General features: G+C 31.8%; 17 protein-coding genes. 12 read left to right on the plus strand and 5 right to left on the minus strand.

The annotated features are described in order from the left end of the window. Nucleotides 1-61: 61 nt before the first annotated feature. Nucleotides 62-628: an aminoacyl-tRNA hydrolase gene (gene pth, locus C8N27_RS04390; protein ID WP_121146673.1), complete on the plus strand. Its 567-nt coding sequence runs from the start codon at nt 62-64 to the stop codon at nt 626-628. A gap of 42 nt (nt 629-670) precedes the next feature. Here the strand turns inward: pth and C8N27_RS04395 are convergent, their stop codons facing one another. Then, on the minus strand, nt 671-1,120 hold the full coding sequence (locus tag C8N27_RS04395) for a 6-pyruvoyl trahydropterin synthase family protein (protein ID WP_121146427.1): 450 nt from the start codon (nt 1,118-1,120) through the stop codon (nt 671-673). 335 nt (nt 1,121-1,455) lie between these two features. Here C8N27_RS04395 and C8N27_RS04400 point away from each other — a divergent pair, with 335 nt between their 5' ends. The 3 genes from C8N27_RS04400 (at nt 1,456) to C8N27_RS04410 (ending at nt 3,522) form a co-directional block, all read left to right on the plus strand. Continuing rightward, a complete protein-coding gene (locus tag C8N27_RS04400; RefSeq protein ID WP_121146428.1) occupies nt 1,456-2,325 on the plus strand; it encodes an AraC family transcriptional regulator in 870 nt (289 codons plus the stop codon). A gap of 133 nt (nt 2,326-2,458) precedes the next feature. Then, nucleotides 2,459-2,644 carry a hypothetical protein gene (locus C8N27_RS04405; RefSeq protein ID WP_121146429.1) on the plus strand — a complete coding sequence of 62 codons (186 nt, stop codon included), beginning with the start codon at nt 2,459-2,461 and terminating at the stop codon, nt 2,642-2,644. A 2-nt stretch (nt 2,645-2,646) separates the two neighbouring features. Beyond that, on the plus strand, nt 2,647-3,522 hold the full coding sequence (locus tag C8N27_RS04410) for a sterol desaturase family protein (RefSeq protein ID WP_121146430.1): 876 nt from the start codon (nt 2,647-2,649) through the stop codon (nt 3,520-3,522). 4 nt (nt 3,523-3,526) lie between these two features. On the opposite strand, the gene C8N27_RS04415 is transcribed toward C8N27_RS04410, so the two are convergent. Genes C8N27_RS04415 through mutS form a run of 3 tightly spaced genes read right to left on the minus strand, consistent with a single transcriptional unit; the run spans nt 3,527 to nt 8,267 of the window. Then, complete coding sequence (locus C8N27_RS04415; RefSeq protein ID WP_121146674.1) at nt 3,527-4,294, minus strand: enoyl-CoA hydratase/isomerase family protein; 768 nt, start codon at nt 4,292-4,294, stop codon at nt 3,527-3,529. A 23-nt stretch (nt 4,295-4,317) separates the two neighbouring features. After that, entirely contained in the window at nt 4,318-5,610 is a 1,293-nt protein-coding gene (locus C8N27_RS04420) for an MATE family efflux transporter (protein ID WP_394342563.1), read from the minus strand. Between the two features lie 47 nt (nt 5,611-5,657). Then, entirely contained in the window at nt 5,658-8,267 is a 2,610-nt protein-coding gene (mutS, locus tag C8N27_RS04425) for a DNA mismatch repair protein MutS (RefSeq protein ID WP_121146432.1), read from the minus strand. Nucleotides 8,268-8,371: 104 nt separating this feature from the next. Between mutS and C8N27_RS04430 the strand changes: the two genes are divergently transcribed. The 8 genes from C8N27_RS04430 (at nt 8,372) to C8N27_RS16140 (ending at nt 15,873) form a co-directional block, all read left to right on the plus strand. Then, entirely contained in the window at nt 8,372-8,902 is a 531-nt protein-coding gene (locus tag C8N27_RS04430; RefSeq protein WP_121146433.1) for an RNA methyltransferase, read from the plus strand. Between the two features lie 238 nt (nt 8,903-9,140). Beyond that, nucleotides 9,141-9,314 (plus strand): hypothetical protein, encoded by a 174-nt coding sequence (locus C8N27_RS15845; protein ID WP_167444718.1) that lies wholly within the window; start codon nt 9,141-9,143, stop codon nt 9,312-9,314. Nucleotides 9,315-9,400: 86 nt separating this feature from the next. Then, nucleotides 9,401-11,263, plus strand: coding sequence for a tetratricopeptide repeat-containing sensor histidine kinase (locus tag C8N27_RS04435; protein WP_121146434.1), 1,863 nt, complete (start codon nt 9,401-9,403; stop codon nt 11,261-11,263). Further along, entirely contained in the window at nt 11,232-11,909 is a 678-nt protein-coding gene (locus tag C8N27_RS04440; protein WP_099214882.1) for a response regulator, read from the plus strand. Before C8N27_RS04435 ends, C8N27_RS04440 begins: the two co-directional genes overlap by 32 nt. Before the next feature lie 672 nt (nt 11,910-12,581). Further along, nucleotides 12,582-14,066: a glycerol kinase GlpK gene (glpK, locus tag C8N27_RS04445; RefSeq protein WP_121146435.1), complete on the plus strand. Its 1,485-nt coding sequence runs from the start codon at nt 12,582-12,584 to the stop codon at nt 14,064-14,066. A gap of 12 nt (nt 14,067-14,078) precedes the next feature. Beyond that, a complete protein-coding gene (locus C8N27_RS04450; RefSeq protein ID WP_121146436.1) occupies nt 14,079-14,621 on the plus strand; it encodes a pyridoxamine 5'-phosphate oxidase family protein in 543 nt (180 codons plus the stop codon). A gap of 206 nt (nt 14,622-14,827) precedes the next feature. After that, nucleotides 14,828-15,499: a heparin lyase I family protein gene (locus tag C8N27_RS04455; protein WP_167444719.1), complete on the plus strand. Its 672-nt coding sequence runs from the start codon at nt 14,828-14,830 to the stop codon at nt 15,497-15,499. A 239-nt stretch (nt 15,500-15,738) separates the two neighbouring features. Further along, nucleotides 15,739-15,873, plus strand: a complete 135-nt coding sequence (locus C8N27_RS16140) for a hypothetical protein (RefSeq protein ID WP_262607244.1) — start codon at nt 15,739-15,741, stop codon at nt 15,871-15,873. 87 nt (nt 15,874-15,960) lie between these two features. Here C8N27_RS16140 and C8N27_RS04460 read toward each other — a convergent pair whose 3' ends face one another. Further along, a complete protein-coding gene (locus C8N27_RS04460; RefSeq protein ID WP_099214886.1) occupies nt 15,961-17,139 on the minus strand; it encodes an acyl-CoA dehydrogenase family protein in 1,179 nt (392 codons plus the stop codon). Nucleotides 17,140-17,152 lie beyond the last annotated feature (13 nt).

Genomic DNA, 17,152 nt, shown 5'->3' on the forward strand with positions numbered 1-17,152 from the left:
TTTTTTTAAAAGATTATTTGGTTTTTCTACAAAACAATTAACAGAGAAAGAAGACAATTTTATGAAGAAATTTTTAATTGTAGGCTTAGGTAATATTGGTGAAAAATATGACAATACACGTCATAATATTGGCTTTAAAATAGTAGATGCTTTCGTAAAAGAACATGAAGGTTCTTTTGAAACTGAAAAGTTAGGTGATATAGCTAAACTTAAAATAAAAGGTAAGACTGTTATCGTTTTAAAACCGAATACTTATATGAACTTAAGCGGAAAAGCGGTTAAATACTGGATGCAAAAAGAAAACATTCAAGTTGAAAACTTATTAATTATTACTGATGACTTAAATATTGATTTCGGAAAGATTCGTATCAAAGGAAAAGGAAGTTCTGGTGGACACAACGGACTAAAAGATATTCAAGATAAGTTTAATACAGGTGCTTACCCTCGTTTTCGCTTTGGTGTAGGAGCTGAATATAGTAAAGGTCGACAAGTAGATTATGTTTTAGGTGAATGGAATGCTGAAGAAGAAAGCGCAATGATTGAACGCATTCCTTTTTCTGTAAAAGCGGTTACTTCTTTTATTACAGCAGGTTTAGCCAACACCATGAACGAGTTTAACGGGAAATAGTTTATATAATTGTCACTTCAATGATAACTGATAATTGACTAATTAATTATCTGAAGCATACCACTCAGCAAAACTAGTATCTGTTTCTTGTAATTTAATAGCATGTAGTTTAATGTTTTCAGGAAGTCTGCGTTGAATTTTCTTAGCAAAATCAATCACCATCATTTCACTTGTTGGCTGATAATCTACTAAAATCACATGGTGTCCTCGATTTTTTAACTCCTGTGCCAACTCAACATGAGGTGTATTTTTGTTAAACACTGTAGCATGGTCAAATACATCAACAATATCTTCTTTAACAATCTTCTTTAGATCACCAAAGTCAATTACCATACCATACTTAACATTGCTTGTATCTGTTATTGGAGAACCAATCACAGTAACAGAAAGTTTATAACTATGTCCGTGAACATTTTTACACTTTCCGTCATAACCATACAGCGCATGCCCAGTTTCAAAAGTGAACTGTTTGGTAATTCGAATCTTACTCATAAATTTTCTATTTATAAAGAAGTTATAAAATAACCTTTATAAAAGTTATTTCTCTACGTTTGTTGTGGTGACTCTTATTTTCTTTTAAACCTTTTGTTTGCTCTATATTTATTAAAGAAATAAATAACTGCAACACCTGCTGCTAAAATAGCGAAGAAAGAATTTCCCATTTTAATGCTTGTTTTATTCGTCAAAAGTACGAATTTGATTTTAATTTATTGCTTTTTCATTAAACTCGTAATCACAATTATTATAAAAAGTACATTCTATAATTTGACATAATTTTTGTCTTAAACTAACAAACATTAATGTGAGATTATATTTAACTTTAATATATGAAAAACTCAACACAAGTAGAGCGATTTAATAAGTTATTAGATTTTTTAGAAAAGCGTTTTAAAACATCAATTGATATAAATGAAATAGAAGATATTTCCTTTTATTCCTATCGAAATATTAATAGAATATTTTTAGCGTTACAGCATGAAACTATTGGTCAGTTTCTTAAAAGAAGAAAACTAGAAAAAGCTGCAGAGTATTTAAAATTTTCAGATAATGAAATTTCAGATATTGCCCTAGAAATTGGATATAGTGATATAGCAGCTTTTAGTAAAGCTTTTAAAAAGTATTTTCGCTGCACACCATCTAGATTTAGGAACTCTTATACACTGCTACAAAAAATTACAAATCAAATTTTAGAAGAATCTAATAAAAAAAATGAATCTTTATTAAAGTTTGAAATTGAAACTCTACCTACATTTCAAATGCTTTATTTGCAATATAAAGGAACTTATGAAAATGTAAAAGGTATTGAGAAAACATGGAAACAACTTTTAAAATATGCTGATAAGCGTAAATTATTAACTGATAAAACTATTGTTCTTGGTGAAGTTTTGGATGACGATGAAATAACGGAATCTATTAATTGTAGGTATAATGCAGGAATTATACTTACAGAAGCACAAAAAATTGAAGTTGAAGAAATGTTTAAAGTTAAAGAAGTTGCTTCTCAAAAATATGCCAAATTTATTCATAAAGGAAGTCATGAAAGCTGTTTTGAAACATACAATACAATTTACGCACATTGGATATATGAGGTTCAATTAGAGTTTGCTGACGCACCAACCTTAGAATTTTATTTAAACGATGAGGAAAATACTTCTCAAGAAGAATTAATTACAGAAATCTATATTCCAGTAATTTAATCGAACACCTATAAACAGAAATTAATATTCTTTCTTTGACCCTTATACTAAGGTCATTTTTGTCCTAAATAGACAAACACTCCTACATTACCCAGACTATTTTTGTGTTGTGAATTAAACAAATTATGAACACATGAAAGATTACAAATTTCACAAGTATTGGTATTTAGGTTTTTTAGGTTTTGTCGGTATATATTACATTACTTATATAATTGACTTTTTTCAAGGAAACAATTCTCCTTGGGTATTAACAAACCTATTGTGGTTTTTATGGTTCTCTTATTTTATTCCTGAATATATAACTGAAAAAGAAAGATAAAAATGAGCTTTGCCAAATTAATATCATTATTTGAAGAGTCTAATATTATGCTGTATATAGGTTATTTTTTCCTATTTAATACAAGCTTAATTATCATTGAATTGTTAGTCGATTTTATTATTAGAAAAAGAAGGCGTTGGAAAGACACCTTTGCAAATATTAGTATCTTTTTCTTAAATCAACTTATTGAAAAAACAATTATAGGATCTATTGGTGTAATCTTTTTAATGCCTTTTCATTGGGTAACGCCTTTATCAATACCTATGAATACTTTTACTTGGATATTCTCTTTTTTCGTTGCTGATTTTACCTATTATTGGATGCATCGTTTAGAACATGAGCATCGAATATTGTGGGCTAGTCATAGTGTTCATCATTCATCTGAAGATTATAATCTTACCATTTCAATGCGTTTAAGTATTGTTGAGGGTTTATTTGAATGGGCTTTCCTAATTCCAATGGTTTTAGTTGGTTTTTATCCATTTCAAGCTATTGTCGGATTGATTCTAGTAGCTCAATTTCAAACATGGATCCATACAGAATATATTGGTAAATTAGGCTGGTTAGATGAAGTGTTTAACACTCCTTCAGTACATAGAGTACACCATGGTTCTAATAACAAGTATTTAGATAAAAATTATGGTGGTTTTTTAATTGTTTGGGATAAGGTATTCGGTACATTTCAAAGGGAGGAAGAAAAAGTAATTTATGGACTAACTAAAAACATTAAAACCAACAACCCTATTAAAATAAATTTTATTGAATATAAAAACATATGGAAAGATGTTAAAAGGTGTAAAACCTTAAAACATAAACTGAAAATTATTTTTGGTAATCTAATATGGAAGCCAGATTATTTTTACGAAAAAAAGAGCTAATTCCTTAGCTCTTGAATTTTTCTAATGCTTTTTTTGTAAAATCTGATAATACAAGCTTACCAGAAGTTTCAGCTCGTTCAATTAATAACTCTTCCCAATGCTCAGTACCTTTCCACAAAGCTTTTTTCATTTCAGCTAACGCTTCTGGATTATATGAAGCTAGTTTTTCTGATAAAATCTCAACTTCTTTATCCAATTCATTTTGCGTTTCAAAAACACGGGCATACAAGCCTTTTTCTTTTGCCCAGTATGCATTTTTCCAGCTGGTAGCATCTAAAGTTAATTCTGCTAATCCACTAACGCTTATTTTACGTTCTACGGCTGGCGCAATCACAAACGGACCAATACCTATTGTAAACTCAGAAAGTTTGATAGAAGCGTGCTCTGTAGCTAATACATAATCACAAGCGGATGCTAAACCAACTCCGCCTCCAACTGTTTTCCCTTGAACTCTACCAATAATTAGTTTCGAACATCTGCGCATAGCGTTGATTACATTCGCAAACCCTGAGAAAAAAGCTTTTCCATCTTCTAAGTTATCAATCGACACCAATTCGTCAAAAGATGCACCAGCACAAAAAGCTCGTTCCCCTTCTGATTTTAATACAATTACCGAAACCTCATCATTAATTGAAAGTTTATCAAGTTCGTTTGCTAAACGTTCTAACAATACACTTGGAAAAGAGTTACTTGCTGGGTGTCCAAATTCTACCGTTGCAACCTTGTTTTCTATATGGGTGTATAAACTTCCGTTTTCTCTAGTTGTAGTCATTTGTTTTTCTTGTTTCTTCAAAATTACATTTTTTGAGCTAGGGGTAAAAACTTTCTTCTAAACTTAACAATTAGTGGAGTTCCTCTCGCAATCATCCACAAGAAAAAAGCTATCCAAATAGCATAGAGTTTATACCCAAGAGAGTCAAAATATAACAATGTAGGAACAAACACTAATCCTGTTGCTAATAACAAAACATTTCGTAGAAATTTCATTTCTCCCATTCCTTTGAACATTCCGTCATAAATAAAAGCGATAGAACATATAGGTTGCATGATTAAAATAATCCAAAAGGTATTGTAAAACTGCTCTAAAACCTCTGGTTCTTTAGTGAATACTTTTCCTATAAATTGATATAAAACAAACCCCACAACGGCTAATAATAATCCAAAGAGGAATCCGTAAGTAATTAATCTATTTCCTAAAGTTACCAATGTTTTATAAGCTTTAGCACCCAATAATTTACCTGATAAAATATTTCCTGCAGAAGAATATCCATCAATCATAAAAGCCCCCATAAGCCATATATTGAATCCGATGGTATAAGCTGCAATGTAAGCATCTCCATAGTCAGTAGCATAAGAAGTTCCAAAGTACAATGCAACATTTAGTGCTATCGTTCTTACGAAAAGATTCAACACCATTACTATGAATTTTGGAATTTCAGTGTTAAACGGTAAGCTGAATTTTAATGAAATATCCGTCTTTTTTAATAATAATACTGCAGAAATTATTGCCATCGTAACTTGTGCAACAACACTTGCATAGGCAGCCCCTTGAATATGCATAGCTGGAACAAAACCTTCTACTCCGTAAACCAAAACGACATCTAGTACAATATTTATAAACGTTCCAATGAGTGCAATTACCATCGGATAATAGGTGTTTTGTAAACCTCTAAATGTACCAAAAACAGCAATCGTAAAAAGCGTAAACGGGAACCCAAAAACACGGATTTTATAATACTCAACAGAATAGTCTAAAATGGTTCCTGAAGCATTGTATAATTCAAAAATTTCTTTAGCAAAAGGATAACTGATTCCTAAAATAAGAGCACTTACGCCTAATACAATAACAATAGCTTGTGCAGGTAAGTTTTTAATTTCATCAAGTTTATTGGCACCTAAATATTGTGAAACGATAGAAGAAATTCCGCTGCGTGTTTGCCCAAAAACCCAAATTAGCATAGATAAAAAAGCCCCTACAATACCAATAGCGGCAATACTTTCAGTAGCGTTATACTCTATATTACCTACAATAGCTAAATCTGTAGTAGAAAGTAAAGGTTCTGCCACTCCTGCAATTAGTGCAGGCATTGCTAGTTTGTTTATATGTTTAAAACTAATATCGTGTTGCAATACGTCTACTTTTTTGTCAACATTCGTTTGATTTCATTCAACTTCATAAGTGCTTCAATCGGTGTTAAAGTATCAATATTGGTAGTTAAAATTTCTTCTCGAATATCTTCTAACAACGGGTCGTCTAACTGAAAAAAGCTCATTTGCATATCTTCATGCTGTGCTTCTTTCAAGGTTTCTTTAACCTCTTTGTGTGAATGTGAGTCTTCTAACTCTTTTAGAATTTTGTTTGCTCTATGAATTACCATACTTGGCATTCCCGCTAATTTTGCTACATGAATACCAAAACTATGATCGCTTCCTCCTTTTACCAATTTACGCAAGAAAATAATGCTATTATCTAACTCTTTTATCGATACATTAAAGTTCTTAATACGCTCAAACGTCGAAGTCATTTCGTTCAGCTCGTGATAGTGTGTTGCAAATAACGTTTTTGCTTTCGAAGGATGTTCATGTAAATATTCCGAAATCGCCCAAGCAATAGAAATTCCGTCATAGGTAGACGTTCCTCTTCCAATTTCATCTAACAACACCAAACTACGATCGGAAATGTTATTCAAAATAGAAGCTGTTTCATTCATTTCTACCATAAATGTAGATTCTCCCATCGAAATATTATCACTAGCTCCTACTCTGGTAAAAATCTTATCCACCATACCTATTCGAGCATTTTGTGCAGGTACATAACTTCCCATTTGTGCTAACAACACAATCAAGGCTGTTTGACGTAAAATTGCTGATTTACCTGACATGTTAGGACCTGTAATCATAATAATTTGTTGCTGATTACGGTTCAAGACAACATCATTAGCTATGTATTCTTCACCAATTGGTAATTGTTTTTCAATAACTGGGTGACGACCATTTTTGATTTCAATATCAGTGCTGTCATCCATTAACGGACGCACATAATTATTCTCTGTAGCTAAGGTTGCGAACGATTGTAGTGCATCAATCTTAGCCACATTTTGTGCATTTTGTTGTACAGGTTGTACAAAACCAATAATATACTGTACTAACTTGGCAAAAATCTCTGTTTCTAACTGCTGAATCTTCTCTTCTGCTCCTAAAATTTTAGCTTCGTATTCTTTTAACTCTTCAGTGATATAACGTTCAGCATTCACTAAGGTTTGCTTACGAATCCACTCTTCTGGAACTTTATCTTTATGCGTATTTCTAACTTCAATATAATATCCGAAAACATTATTAAAAGCAATTTTTAAACTCGGAATTCCAGTGCGTTCTGTTTCGCGAGCTAGCATCGTATCTAAATACTCTTTTCCAGAGTTTGAAATGTTACGTAATTCATCCAGTTCTTCTGAAACTCCACTAGCAATCGCATTTCCTTTATTAATATTTACAGGAGCTTCTTCTAATACTGTCTCGGTAATTTTACCAATCAGCGTTTTGCAATCGTGCAGTTGTTTTCCTATTTCTTGAACTGATTTGTTATTGCTTTTTTCTGCGGATTCTTTTATAGGAAGAATTGCTTTTAACGAATTTTTCAACAAAATTACTTCTCGTGGAGAAACCTTACCCGTAGCAACTTTCGATATCAATCGTTCGATATCAGAAATTTGTTTTAATTGATAGGTTACAGTTTCAGAAAAAGTATCGTCATCAATTAAAAACTTTACTAACTCATGTCGCTGTTGAATTTGAGCTAAATCTTTTAATGGAAGCGCTAACCAACGTTTTAATAAACGTCCTCCCATAGGAGAAATAGTTTTATCAATTACATCCAATAACGAAACCGAGTTTACCGAATTCCCACCATATAATTCTAAGTTTTTTACGGTAAAGCGATCCATCCACACATAATTATCTTCCGCAATTCTACTGATAGATTGTATATGCTCTATTTTGTTATGTTGTGTTTCCGATAAGTAATACATTGCTGCACCACCTGCCACAATTCCATATTCTAACTCTTCAACTCCAAATCCTTTTAATGTTTTTACCTTAAAATGATTTCGAAGCAATTCATCTCCATAATCTTTTTGAAACACCCAATCATCCAAATAAAATGCATGAAAACGATTTGTAAAAGCTTCTAAAAATCGTTGCTTATGTTTCTTTTCAACCAAAACTTCACTAGGTGTAAAATTTTGTAAAAGCTTATCTATATATTCTTCATTTCCTTGCGCGATGAGAAATTCCCCAGTTGACACATCTAAAAACGAAACTCCTAATAGCTTTTTCCCAAAATGAACTCCTGCTAAAAAGTTATTCGACTTCGATTGTAACACCTCATCATTTAGTGCAACCCCAGGGGTTACCAACTCCGTAACTCCACGTTTTACAATCTTTTTAGTCATTTTTGGATCTTCCAACTGATCGCAAATAGCAACACGCAATCCAGATTTTACTAACTTGGGCAAGTAGGTATTTAAGGAATGGTGCGGAAAACCAGCTAACGCTGTTTCACTCTCACTACCACTTCCTCTTTTGGTTAAAATAATACCTAAAACTTTGGATGCTTTTATAGCATCTTCTCCAAAGGTTTCATAAAAATCGCCTACTCTAAATAACAACATAGCATCCGGATATTTTGCTTTAATTCCGTTATACTGTTGCATTAATGGAGTTACCTTTTTTGCCTTTGTTTTTGCCAAATTTCTAGATTTTTTGGGTTAGTTTTGCGAAGATAGAAAAGTTTAGAGTTTCTTTTGTTTCAAGTTATCCACAACTTTAAACTTTTGAACCTGAAAACCACTTTATGAGAAAATTAAAAAACAGCGAACTAGGCAGGAAAACAATTGAGGAGTTTAAACAAACAAACAAAACTCCTATTATAGTAGTATTAGATAATATTCGTAGTTTGAATAATGTAGGTTCTGTTTTTAGAACTTCGGATGCTTTTTTAATTGAAAAAATTTATTTGTGTGGTATTACAGCAACTCCGCCTAACAAAGAAATTCATAAAACTGCTTTAGGTGCTACCGAATCTGTAGATTGGGAATATATTGAAAACACTATGGATTTAGTTGAAAAACTACAAGCGGAAAATGTAAAAGTTCTATCCATAGAACAAGCAGAAAATAGTACGATGTTAGATATTTTTACTCCTGAAACTGATCAAAAATATGCAGTTGTATTTGGTAACGAAGTAAAAGGTGTACAACAGGAGGTAGTTTCTGCTTCTGATGTTTGTATTGAAATTCCGCAATTAGGAACTAAACACTCGCTGAATATTTCGGTAAGTTGTGGAGTCGTGTTGTGGGATTTGTTTACTAAAATGAAAAAGTAATGTCATTACGAGGAACAATAGTGACGAAGTAATCTGCTTGTTTAGAGTTTATAATTCAAAGATTGCTTCACTTTAGCCCGTCTTGAGCGACAGTCGAAAGATTCGCAATGATAATTTCATTCTTTTAAAAACAGAATGTTAAATTTTTGACTTTCTAATAAAAACACATTACTTTAGACAATAATTTATTCTCCCTAACTATCCCCAAAAATTATTTAGTAATTATAAACCCTATAATATGGAAAACAAATACTTTGAAGAAACAGTAATGAGTCTAGGTTTAGATGAACAAGATGCAAACATTGAAGAGCAAAACTTAGACAATCAAGGAGAAGATAATATCGGTGATGCTGATGGTCCTAAAACTGGTACAGATACTGGCGGGGGCGGGGGCGGCCAAGGAGGGGATTAAATATTAAATCAAATAAATATATTTCCGTTTAACATAAAAATAAAACCATTACTTTTGAATGTAATGGTTTTATTTTATGATTTGTGATGAAAAATTTCCTTTGTTTTATTTTTTTCTGCTCTACTTTTCTTTTTTCACAAGAAAAAAGCAACTTAATCGACTCAATAAAAGGAGAACTTATAGAAAGTGGAAGACAAGCCTATTTTACTAAAAAACTTCCCTTATTAACAAAGATTACTCTACAAGTTGATTCTTTATATCAAAAAACAAATGACTCTATTTTATTAGCCAAGTATTTTCATTTTAAAGCCTTACAAAATAAACTTACCTATACCAACGATAGTGCTTTCTATTATTATCATCAATCTAAAGACATTTCAAAAAGGATAAACGACTCTCTAGCTATTGGAAGACGTTTACTAAGCTTAGCTATATTACAGAGAGACGCTAAAGATTATCGAGGGAGTGAAATAAGTTTAATTGAAGCTTTGCAATATTTAGAACCAATACAACATTCTATTTATCTAGAAAGGGTCTATAATGCCCTAGGATTAGTTTCAGAAGAATTAAATCAACAGAAAGATGCTTTAAAATATTACGACAAAGCTATTTTTTATAACAAAAAAAACAAAAATAGTATTGGATATACCTATATTATTAATAATATAGGCTTGTTGTATCAAAAACAAAAACAGCATCAAAAAGCCATAAAATATTTCAGGAAAGGCTTATATCAAGATAGTATAAAAGAAAAACACCCTTCCCAATATGCTTTACTGTTAGAAAACTTAGCTGCAAGTAACTACTTATTAGGTAAAAAAGAAAACGTATTACAGCAATACAATAGAGTTCTTAATATTCGTGAAAAACTCAAAAGCAACAATGAACTAAGCATTACTCATATAAATTTAGCGGATTATTACAAAGATCTAGACCAAAACCAAAAAGCTTTATATCATAACTATGAAGCTTTAAAATATGCCAAACAAACTTATAACAATAAAAAACGATTAGAAGCATTACAAAATCTTTCAGAACTTACAAAGGGAGAACAATCGAAACAATATTTAGATGAATACATAACTTTAAATGATAGTCTATTCCAAAATGAGCGCAGGTTAAAAAATCAATTTGCTAAAATTAGATACGAAACCGACAAGAAAGAAAAAGAAAATGTAGTTTTAAAAACAGAAAACGAAAAAAAACAAGCTGAAATACTTTACCATAAACAACAAAAAACAATAGGTTGGTTAGCTGCTGCAATTGGTCTTTTACTATTTGGGTTCAGTGTTATGTTCTATTTTCAACGTAGAAAAAAATTATTATACCAAGCACAACTACAACAGGTACAAGTAAGAGAACATGAACGCAAACAAATAGCTAAATCTTTGCATGATGAAGTAGCTGGAGACTTACGCTTACTACATCGTAAGTTAGAAAAGTCTAATTTATTAGAGGAAGCTCAAAAATTAGATGCAGTAAAAGAAAATGTACGTAATTTATCACATCAATTAAGTAGTGTTAGTTTTAATAAAGTTTCTTTTAAAAATCAAATTATTAATTTAGTGAGTGATTATTTTGAACCTGATTTTAAAATAAAACTAAATGGATTACAAAACTATAATTGGACCACTGTTGATAATTCTATAAAGCGTCTACTCTACCTAAGTACTCGAGAAAGCATACAAAATTGTAAAAAATACGCAAAGGCAAGTAAGATAATTATCAATTTTTCTGTACATAAAAAATACGTACATTTGAATATTGTTGATGATGGTATTGGTTTTGATACCAACATTAGTAAAAAAGGAATTGGTTTACAAAACCTACAAGAACGAATTGAAGAGTTAAACGGAACGTTAACCATTAATAGTGAAGTAGGTAAAGGAACCCAAACCGATATTCAAATACCCCTAAATGGCTGGACAAACAAAAATACTTTTAGTTGATGACCATCAGTTAATTCTTGAAGGAATTCTTTCGTATTTGAAAGATATAGATGGTTTAGAAATTGAAACGGCAAATTCATGTGACGAAGCTTTTTCTAAAATAAAATCAAGTTTAAGCGAAAATCCATTTCATATTGTTTTTACCGATTTAAGTTTTGACAATCAAAACAAAAATGTTGTTTTAGATGGTGGCGAGTCTTTTATAAAATCTATCCTCAAAGAAGAAATTCCAATTAAAGTAGGAGTAATTACAGGGCACTCTGAAACTAACAGAATTTTTAATGTAATACATAATTTAAATCCTTCTGCATATATCTTAAAAGGTAAGTGTAGCACTGACGAATTAACCTTTGCTATTCAAAAAATGTTGAAAGGTGAAGTATATTACACCCATGAAATTCATCAAAAACTCTTAAAGAGAGCCTTGGTAGAAATACAAATGGATGATATTGCTGTTCAAATTTTAAAAGAACTTCCTAAACATGCAAAGATTTCTAATCTAGAAGGTTTAATTAAAAAAAGTGATGGTTCATTAATAAAAGTCCGTTCTATAGAAAGTAAGCTATCTAAGCTAAGAACTGACCTACAAGCCAATAACAATACAGACCTAGTGTTAAAAGCAAAAGAATTAGGAATTATAGATTAGATTCTTTTGCGGAAATACGCATTTATTTTTACGGTTATCCCTTTTTATAGATTACAAGTAAAGAATACTTTCGCAAAAGAATTCAAAACCATTGTTGGGAAGAATCTTGAAAGAGAGAGAATATAGAAAAAGCCTTTAGATATCTAAAGGCTTTTTTCTTGCGAAACGGTTTCTTTTTGTGTTTTGCGGAAAACCACACTTTTTTTTGCGGAAATACCCTTTTTTAACCTTTAATCTCTCCTTACATTTGTGACATCTTCTTTTCAAGATTAATTGAAAAAAGACATTTAAGGGGAATAATGAACCTTCTAGAAATTCTAGAAGGTTTTTTTTATGCTCTTTCGGAAAATTGCACTTTTAACTTCGGAAATCCCGTTTTATACCTCTGATTATCAACATATCTTTGACATGTTCATTCTTTAATGACAATTAATTTAAGGGGAATTAAATTATTTTAAAAATGGGAAAATTATTACTACGCAAGACAAGCAAAGGCTTAAACACATTACTTTCAGTATTAGCTGAATTTGGTAAAGGAGCTGGATATGCTTTGAGACACTAAAAGTTAACTAACCAAACTTAAACGTGTAAACCTTCTAGAAATTCTAGAAGGTTTTTTTTATTACACATGACTAAAATTGTAAATTAGGCGTTCAATCATTTTATGCCTAAATGACTCAAAAATATATTATTGCTTTAGACCAAGGAACAACTAGCTGTCGTACAGTTATTCTTAATAAAGAAGAAGAAATTATTGCAAAAACTCAAGAAGAGTTTCAACAAATATTTCCTCAACCTGGTTGGGTAGAGCATGATGCCAACGAAATTTTACAAACTCAGTTAAAAACCTTACAACAAGCTCTTGAACAGGCTAAAATATTGCCTTCAGAAATAGCTGGAATAGGTATTACCAATCAACGTGAAACTACCGTTGTTTGGAATAAAAACACTGGCAAACCAATATATAATGCCATTGTTTGGCAAGACAAGCGAACTGCTAATACTTGTGAATTACTCAAAGAAACTGGACTTGAAAACTATGTTCGTAAAACCACTGGATTAGTAATTGATAGTTATTTTTCAGCTACTAAAATTCATTGGATATTAAATAATGTAGATGGAGCTCAGGAAGATGCTGAAAAAGGGAATTTGTTATTTGGAACTATTGATTCTTGGCTTTTATGGAACTTAACCAATGGAAAAGTCCACGCTACTGATTATAGCAACGCTTCGCGTACCATGTTATATGATATAAAAAACTTGTGTTGGGATGAAATTTTAATAAAAGAATTAAACATTCCAACTTCAATGTTACCAGAAGTAAAACCTTCTTCTTATCATTTTGGAAATTATAAATTAAATGGAGTTCAAATTCCAATTGCAGGTATTGCAGGAGATCAACAATCTGCCTTATTCGGACAAGCATGTTTTAAAAAAGGGGAGGCTAAAAACACCTATGGGACAGGATGCTTTATGTTGATGAACACAGGTGAAAACTTAGAATATTCTGAAAATGGTTTGATTTCCACTATTGCTTGGGGAATTAACAACAAAGTGTATTATGCTCTCGAAGGAAGTGTTTTTGTTGCTGGTTCTGCAATTCAATGGTTACGTGATGGACTACAAATTATCAATAGCGCAGAAGAAAGTGAGCTTTTTGCTGAAAAAGTTACTGAAGAAAACCCTGTTTATGTGGTTCCTGCTTTTGCTGGCTTAGGAGCTCCTTATTGGGATATGTATGCTAGAGGTGCTATTTTCGGTTTAACTCGTGATACTGGAAAAAACCATTTAATTAAAGCTACTTTACAATCGTTAGCTTACCAAACCAAAGACATTTTAGACGTTATGCAAAAAGACAGTATGCTACAACTTTCTTCTTTAAAAGTTGATGGTGGGGCTTGTGTTAATAATTTATTGATGCAATTTCAAGCAGACATCTTAAATGTAGATGTGGAACGTCCTGAAGAAATTGAAACAACCGTAATGGGAGCAGCATATTTAGCTGGTTTCTGTGTTGGTTTTTGGCAACAAAACGATATTATTAATAAACGAAAAATAGACAAGACATTTACTCCTTCTTTTTCTAAAGAAAAAAGAGAAAAACTATACCGTACTTGGCAAAAAGCTGTTGAACGTACTAAAGATTGGATTGACTAAAAATAAAGAATCATGGCTAAGTTTTACGACAAAATAACAAATCGAGTTCAAAAATTTATTGAAGCTCAAAAGATGTTTTTTGTTGCTACAGCAGCAAAAGAAGGAAGAATTAATCTTTCACCAAAAGGAATGGACACCTTTAGAGTACTTAACGAAAATACAGTTGCTTGGTTAAGCGTAACAGGTAGCGGAAACGAAACCTCAGCACATTTGCTAAACGACAATCGAATAACTATCATGTTTTGTGCTTTTGAAAGTGCTCCAAATATACTCAGGCTATATGGAAAAGCCGAAGAAGTTCTTCCTACTCATGATAAGTGGAGTAATTATGCTAGTTTGTTTCCTAAACTTCCAGGTACTCGTCAAATATTTATTGTTTCTGTAGAAAGTGTGCAAACCTCTTGTGGAATGTCGATTCCTTTTTATGAATACCAAGGAGAACGAAATCAATTAAATGATTGGGCTACTGAAAAAGGTGAAGAAGGAATTAAACAATATTGGAATGACAGAAACCAAACTAGTATTGATGGTTTAAAAAGTGGCTTAGATTCTTAACTTTCTTTGCTTATAAGGTTTTTAATTTGAACACTAAACCTAATTTATGATCGTTTTAACAATCAACACATTAACAATATACGCTGCAAAACAATTATTATACTATAAAAAAAAGCTTCCTGCCTTTATCGGTTTTCCTTACTCTATTTTTAATATCCTGTACAAAAGAGGAGTCTAAGATAATTGAAGAACCTTCAGAAAATATATTGTTTTTTGATGACTTTGAAAAAGGTGATTTATCTCAAACAGAAAATAATGTTAGCTACGGTAGCAGCACTTACTCATCTGTTTCTAATAAAGTAAAGAAAGATGGAGAGTATTCTCTTCAGTTTTACTATAAGGGCGGATCACCAGGAGAAGACGCTTTTGCTGAGCAAAGAATATCCTACCCAAATACTGGAGAATTATGGATAAAGTATGACCTTTATATTCCTAATAATTATACTCATCGTAAAGAAGAAAACTCAGCTAGCAACAATAAATTTTTAGCAGTTTATAAAAGTGATTATCGATATCCAGGTTTTCATGTAAATTGGTCATTATCTCCAAATAATACAGGAGGTTCTAATTTAACCCTACATAGATACAGAAATGGAACCGAGCAACCAAGCATATCACCTTCAGGGGGCTTAGGTACTAATTTTATTACCGAAGACGATCATGGAAAGTGGATTCACATTATGGCTAGAGTTAAAGCTCCAAGTAGTGAAGAAGCTACTAATGGAGTAATGCAACTATGGAAAAATGACGTTCTGGTTTGTGATGAAAAAGCACTTAATATGTATGGTGGTATTGATGAAAACTTTATGAACGAAATGTATTTAATGGGCTGGTCGAACTCTGGGTACTTAGAAGATACTATTTTTTTATATAGATAATCTATCTTTAAGTTACTCTTCATTTTAATACAGGGCACTTAAATATTCATAAACTAAATAATACTAGACAGATAAGACTTAAACCAAACTAGTTTTTACGGTTTCGATACATTATTAAAAGAAGAAACATCTTTCTAATCTATTTTATAAAATCTCTTCATTTTTTCAAAACCCTGATAAAAATCATGTTTTAACTTAAACTATGCTTGTATTTTTGAGACAGTAAAGTATAAGAAGAAATGATAGAATTAATGAACATCCCAATGGTATCTTGGACAAACGGAACCATTATGATGGTTATTTTCGGTTTGGTTTGTATAGGTTTAGTAACTGCTCTTTTAATTCTTGTTAATGGTGGCAAGAAGAAAGAGTAGGTAAATTTTAGTTTTAATAGTTGATTGAAGAAGCACTCTTTAATAATGTGTTAGTGGTTTAACGTTTGAGTGCTTCTTCTTCTTTTTTTATTTAAATGCGTTTAATCCTGTGATATCTAATCCTGTGATTAATAAATGAACGTCGTGTGTCCCTTCATAGGTTATTACACTTTCTAAATTCATTGCATGTCTCATAATTGAGTACTCTCCAGAAATTCCCATTGCTCCTAACACTTGTCTTGCTTCTCGAGCTATTTTTAATGCCATATCAACATTATTTCGCTTCGCCATAGATATTTGAGCAGATGTAGCACGACCTTCATTTTTTAATACTCCCAATCGCCATGTTAATAGCTGTGCTTTTGTAATTTCTGTAATCATTTCAGCTAGTTTTTTTTGTTGTAACTGAAATTGACCTATTGGTTTTCCAAATTGTGTACGTTCTTTCGCATAACGTAACGCCGTATCATAACAATCCATCGCAGCACCAATAGCTCCCCAAGCAATACCATAACGCGCAGAGTCAAGACACAACAAAGGTGCTCCTAATCCTGATTTATTTGGCAATAAGTTTTCTTTTGGAACTTTAACATTGTCAAAAATTAACTCACCTGTAATTGATGCTCTTAACGACCATTTGTTATGAGTTTCTGGTGTAGAAAAACCTTCCATACCACGTTCTACTATCAAACCATGAATGCGTCCTTCTTCGTTTTTTGCCCATACAACTGCTACGTTACAAATTGGCGCATTTGAAATCCACATTTTTGCTCCATTCAATAAATAATGATCTCCCATGTCTTTAAACTTGGTTTCCATTCCTCCAGGGTTACTACCATGATTTGGTTCAGTTAACCCAAAACTTCCCATCCATTCACCAGAAGCTAGTTTTGGTAAGTATTTTTGTCTTTGTGCTTCGGTTCCGTAGTTATAAATAGGTCCCATAACAAGAGAAGACTGTACTGAAGCAGTAGATCGAATTCCACTATCACCCCTTTCTAACTCTTGCATAATTAACCCGTAAGAAATTTGATCTAACCCTGCACCTCCATACTTTTCAGGAATATAAGATCCGAAAGCTCCCACTTCTGCCAATCCGTTAATTAATTCCTTCGGAAATTCTGCACGTTGTGCATACTCTTCAATAATTGGAGATAGGTTTTTCTTAACCCATTCGCGAGCTGTGTTCCGAACAAGTTTATGTTCATCGGTTAATAAATCGTCTACTTGATAATAATCTGGGGCTTGAAATAAATCAGACTTCATAAATATGTTTTAA

The organism is Tenacibaculum discolor (genome assembly GCF_003664185.1).
GTDB classification, from domain to species: domain Bacteria; phylum Bacteroidota; class Bacteroidia; order Flavobacteriales; family Flavobacteriaceae; genus Polaribacter; species Polaribacter discolor.